Raw genomic sequence first — 5135 nt, 5'->3', positions numbered from 1 at the left:
TACCAACCCAGCCACCTCGTCAGCCCGGCCCCAGCCACACCACCGCCATATGCCAGGACCCGGAACCACGCGGGGAGGGCGCCCAGCGCCCGACACGGGGCGAGCGCGTCCAGCGCCTCGCCCCGACTGCGACCAAGTAATCGATTGATGGCCCTCTGTCCTCTTCGTGGTCCGCCCCACCCGTCGCCGGGCGCGCGAAGGCACCGGCGGGTTATCGTCGACTTCCCGACTCCACGCTGAAATCTGGCTCACGGAGGCGCGAAGGACGAGCTTGTCGCGCTTCCTTCGGCCAGGCGCCCAACCCCTGTGAGGCGAGCCTTGGCGAGTGCCGACATCAGGCTGGTGCGCTGGACGCCCGCCCGCATGCGGGCCCGCCTCGACGAAGTGATCGCCGTCTACAAGGCCGCCTTCCTGGACGTCCACGAGGCCGACCCGGTGCGCGCCGCGCGCGACCGGATGACCCATGCCCGCCGGCACACCGAGCGGCGCGACCTGCGCGCCGTGGCCGCGCTGACCGCCGACGACGTCCTGGTCGGCATCACCTACGCGACGCCGGGCCGGGTCGGGCAGTGGTGGCACGACGTGGTGGCCTCGGCGCTGTCGCCGGCCGCGGCGGCGTACTGGCTGGAGGACTGCCTGGAGATCGTCGAGCTCCACGTCCTGCCGGACTACCAGGGCCAGGGCATCGGCCGCGCGCTGCTGCGGGAGCTGCTGCGCGACGTCCCGCACCGCACCGCGGCGCTCTCGGCGCTGGAGCTGCCGGACAGCCGGGCCCGCCAGCTCTATGCCAGCGAGGGGTTCGTCCCGCTGCTGTCCAACTTCCGCTTCCCCGGCAGCTACACCCCCTATGGGGTGCTCGGCAAGGAGCTGCCACCGCCAGCCTCGCAGCGCCGGCGCGGCGCTGTGACGGCCCGCTTCGGCCGTCCCGCCCGCGCCCTGTAGGCGGGCCGCCCTCGTGGCCCACGGCTTCGGTGCCGCGGGCGGGCCGCCCCTGTCACCAGGAGGGCTCCCGCCGAAGCGGCGAGGACAGGTTCGGTCGGCGTGGGTCCGGGTGCCGTGGCTCGCGGCCGCGCTGGTGGTCGCCGTCCAGATCCCCTACCCGCTGCTGCCGGCGGGGGGAAGCGGGCGGCGCTGGCTGACGGCCGGCCAGGTCGTGGCATTCTTCGTCGCCTCAGCGAGCCATGCGGCCCTGCGTCGCGGCTGGGCCTTCACCAGCGGGTGTCTGGGCCTCACGATCGGCCTCGGCTTCGCCGCCGAGGTGGTCGGCGTACACACAGGCTGGCCGTTCGGCCGCTACTCCTACACCGGCAGACTCGGCCCCAAGATCGTCGGTGTCCCGCCGCTCATCCTCCTCGCCTGGGCGATGATGACCTACCCGGCCCTCCTGCTCGCGCGCTGGCTGACCGACCGCCCGGCGAACGCTCCGCGAACACACTGCCTCGATGCGTTCACGGTGAGCGGCATCCCCGACGACCGTCAGCGGTGGACGACGCGCCCGCCGTCGGCGCGTGACCAGGCGAGCGGGAGGACGAGCGGGCGGTGGCGTCGGGCGACGATGACCGCGATCGCCGGTGGGGTGCTGCTCGCCGGGTGGGACCTCTTTCTCGACCCTCGGATGGTCGCCGAGGGCTTCTGGAGGTGGGCACCCGGCGGTGGGCCGACCCTCAACGGGATTCCCCTGACCAACGCCGCCGGATGGCTGGGGGTCGGGACGGTCCTCGTGGCGCTCCTCGACCGGCTCCCGGACGCGACTTACCGACCAGCGCCGAAGCACGGCCGCTGGCCGGCAGGCGACGGCGTCCCGCTGGTACTGCTCTGCTGGACGTACGGATCCTGGGTGCTCGCCTGCCTGATCTTCTTCGGCCAGCCCATGGTCGCGCTCGCCGGCGGCGTCGGCATGGCGCTGCCGCTGCTCCCCGCCGCCGCGCGAGCCGTCCGTCGCCGGCTGACAAACCGGCCGATACCCGCGAGGTCGACCGAACGGCGCACCCCGCCGCGCGACCTGACCGACGCCTCCGCCGGCACCGGGCCATCCGCGCCGCCCAGGAAGCACAGATGACGCCCGCGCGGATGGCTGTGCGCGACGCGGCGCGGGCCGCGGCACGAACCGCGGTACGCGCCGGGGCCGCAGGGGCGGTACTGGTCGCGGCGCACACCGTCGTCAACACGCGGCTGTGGCGACGGCCGCCGCCGGCGCGGACCGCCGCCGAACGGGTCTCCGTGCTGCTGCCCGCCCGCGACGAGGCGGCCGTGATCGGGCTGTGCCTGGCCGCCGTGCTCGCCTCGACCGGCGTCGACGACCTCGAGGTGATCGTCCACGACGACGCCTCCACGGACGCGACCGCGGATCTGGTCGCCGCCGTCGCGGCCGTCGACCCGCGGGTGGTACTCCAGCGCGGCCAGGGCCCGCCGGGCGGCTGGCTCGGCAAGACGCACGCCTGTGCCCGGGCGGCCGAGACGGCAACCGGGACAGTTCTTGTGTTCGTCGACGCGGACGTCACGCTCGCCCCGGACGCGCTCGCCCGCGCCGTCGCCCTGCTGCGCGACACCGGGCTGGACCTGATCAGCCCCTACCCGCGCCAGGAGGCGGTCGGCCTGGCGGAGCGGCTGGTCCAGCCGCTGCTGCAGTGGTCGTTCCTGGCGCTGCTGCCGCTGCGGGCGGCCGAGCGCTCGCCCCGCCCGTCGCTGTCGGCGGCGGGCGGGCAGCTGCTCTGCGTCGACGCGGCCGCCTACCGGCGCGCCGGCGGCCACGCGGCGGTGCGCGCCGAGGTGCTGGAGGACATCGCGCTGCTGCGGGCGGTCAAGCGTGCCGGCGGGCGCGGCGTCGTCGCCGACGGGACGCGGCTCGCCGCCACCCGGATGTACACCGGCGCAGCCGAGCTGCGCGACGGCTACGCCAAGTCGCTGTGGGCGGCTGGCGGCGGGCGCGTGACCGCGAGCGCCGGTCAGGTCGGGCTGCTCGGCTGGCTGTTCGTGCTGCCGGCCGTCGCGGCGCTGCGTGGGTCGCACGCCGGTCTCGCCGGCTACCTCGCCGGGGTCGCCGGCCGGGTGGTCACCGCCCGCGCCACCGGCGGGCGCGCCTGGCCAGACGCCGCCGCGCACCCGCTGTCGATCTGCGCCCTCGGCTGGCTGACCACGCTGTCCTGGTGGCGTCACCGCCGCGGCACTCTGCACTGGAAGGGCCGCCTCCTACGGCAGGCGGGCGCTGGACGCGCCGCCTCGCCATCGGACGCAGAGCGTCCTCCCCACGTGGTGCCCGATACAGGCATATGACCGTGGCGGGTGTGATGCCGGGCTGAGGACGTGGCTGAGTTGGCGCTGCGCTAAAGGCGCCGTCACTTGTTGTGGCTTGGTTACGCGGACTAGTCGCCAGCGCACCAGCCGCCGGCATGATCGAAGGTCAGTAGAGTCGGCGGATGGCCAGGATCGTGGTGGTGGGCGCCGGGGTCGGCGGGCTCGCGGCGGCGGCCCGGCTGGCCGCCGCCGGGCATGTCGTCACGGTGTGCGAGCAGTCCTCCCAGGTCGGCGGCAAGCTCGGCTGGTACAGCAGGGACGGGTTCTCCTTCGACACCGGCCCGTCGCTCCTGACCATGCCCGAGGTCTTCGAGGAGCTGTTCACCGCCACCGGCGGCCCACCGCCGGCCGGGCTGGAGTTCCGCCGGCTCGACCCGATCGCCACCTACCGGTTCGCCGACGGCTCCGGCTTCGCGGCCCGCGCCGGCGACGACGAGTTCCGCGCCGAACTCGACGACGCCCTGCACACCGGGGCGGGCGAGCAGTGGGCCCGGTTCGACGCGCACGCGGCCAAGGTCTGGGAGATCACCAGGGACACGTTCCTCGGCCAGCCGATGTCCGCCGGCCGGCTGGCCCGCCTCGCCGGCCGCCACCCCGGCGGCATCACCGCGGTGGCCGCGGGGCGGACGCTGCGGGGCCTGGCCGCCCGTTACCTCACCGACGAGCGGTTGCGGATGTTCGCCGAGCGCTATGCGACCTACACCGGCTCCGACCCGCGCCGTGCCCCCGCCGCGCTCGCAGTGATCGCGCATGTCGAGCGCCGCTACGGCGGCTGGTACGTGCCCGGCGGGCTCTTCCAGCTCGGCGAGGCGATCGCGCAGCGGGCCAGGGAGCGCCGGGCCAGGATCCGCGTCGACGCCCCGGTCGTCGCGATCACCCGGGAGCCCGGCGGCCGGGCCGACGGGGTGGTACTCGCGGACGGCGGCCGGCTGCCCGCGGATGTCGTGGTCGCGAACGCGGACGCGGCCGCGGTGTACGGCGGGCTGCTCGCCGGGACGCGCGGCGACGGCGTGGGCCTCCGGCTCATGCCCCGGCCGACGCCGTCGCTGTCCGGCTTCGTCCTGCTGCTCGCTCTCGGCCCGGACACCCGCCCCGGCGGCTCCGACGATGCTGGGGACGCTGACCGCCCTGACCGCGCCAGCGACTCCGGCGGCCTCGAAGGCCATGGCCGCCCTGTCGGGCTTGGGAGGCCCACCGGGCTTGGGGGGCCGGGGAAGCCGGCCCGCCCCGGTCACCACACGGTGCTGTTCCCCGCCGACTACGACGCCGAGTTCGACGCCGTCTTCCGTGGCCGGCTGCCGACCGACCCGACCGTGTATGTCTGCGCGCCGCCCGACCCGACGCTCGCGCCGCCCGGCTGCGAGGCGTGGTTCGTACTGGTCAACGCCCCGCCGCACGCGCCGCGGCCCGTCGCGGCCCGCACCGGCGTCGACTGGGACCGCCCCGGTCTCGCCGCTTCCTACGCCGAGCGTGTCCTGGACCTGATGGCGGCCCGCGGCCTCGACGTCCGCCACCGGCTGCGCTGGCACGAGACGATCACACCCGCCGACCTGGAGCGGCGCACGGGAGCGCCTGGCGGCTCGATCTACGGCACCTCGTCCCACGGCGCCAGGGCGGCCTTCCTGCGCCCGCCGAACCGGACCTCGGTGCCCGGGCTGTTCCTCGTCGGCGGTTCCAGCCACCCCGGCGGCGGCCTGCCGCTGGTCACCCTGTCCGCCCGCATCGTCGCCGACCTGGTCGGGCCCGCCTAGTGCAGCTCCGCGTAAATCTTGCTGGCCTGGCTGGTGATCAGCCGATCCAGGCGGTGGGGTCGCCGGCGTAAAGCCCGCAGGCGCAGTTGA

At 75.4% G+C, this 5135-nt stretch carries 4 protein-coding genes; all 4 read left to right on the top strand.

Annotated elements, in window-relative coordinates; all coding sequences use genetic code 11:
- Positions 1-318: 318 nt before the first annotated feature.
- A complete protein-coding gene (locus BCD48_RS11325) occupies positions 319-942 on the top strand; it encodes a GNAT family N-acetyltransferase (protein WP_071048318.1) in 624 nt (207 codons plus the stop codon).
- Positions 943-1051: 109 nt separating this feature from the next.
- Positions 1052-2059 carry a carotenoid biosynthesis protein gene (locus BCD48_RS11320; protein ID WP_071048317.1) on the top strand — a complete coding sequence of 336 codons (1008 nt, stop codon included), beginning with the start codon at positions 1052-1054 and terminating at the stop codon, positions 2057-2059.
- The gene (locus BCD48_RS11315) at positions 2056-3273 is read left to right on the top strand and encodes a glycosyltransferase family 2 protein (protein ID WP_071048316.1); all 1218 of its coding nucleotides are present in this window, start codon (positions 2056-2058) and stop codon (positions 3271-3273) included. Before BCD48_RS11320 ends, BCD48_RS11315 begins: the two co-directional genes overlap by 4 nt.
- A 143-nt stretch (positions 3274-3416) precedes the next feature.
- Positions 3417-5045: a phytoene desaturase family protein gene (locus tag BCD48_RS11310; RefSeq protein WP_071048315.1), complete on the top strand. Its 1629-nt coding sequence runs from the start codon at positions 3417-3419 to the stop codon at positions 5043-5045.
- The last annotated feature ends 90 nt before the right edge of the window (positions 5046-5135 follow it).

The sequence above is a fragment of the Pseudofrankia coriaricola genome, from assembly GCF_001854805.1.
Lineage (GTDB): Bacteria > Actinomycetota > Actinomycetes > Frankiales > Frankiaceae > Pseudofrankia.
Note: the sequence above shows the minus strand (reverse complement) of the source record. Positions and strands in the feature narration are given on the sequence as shown.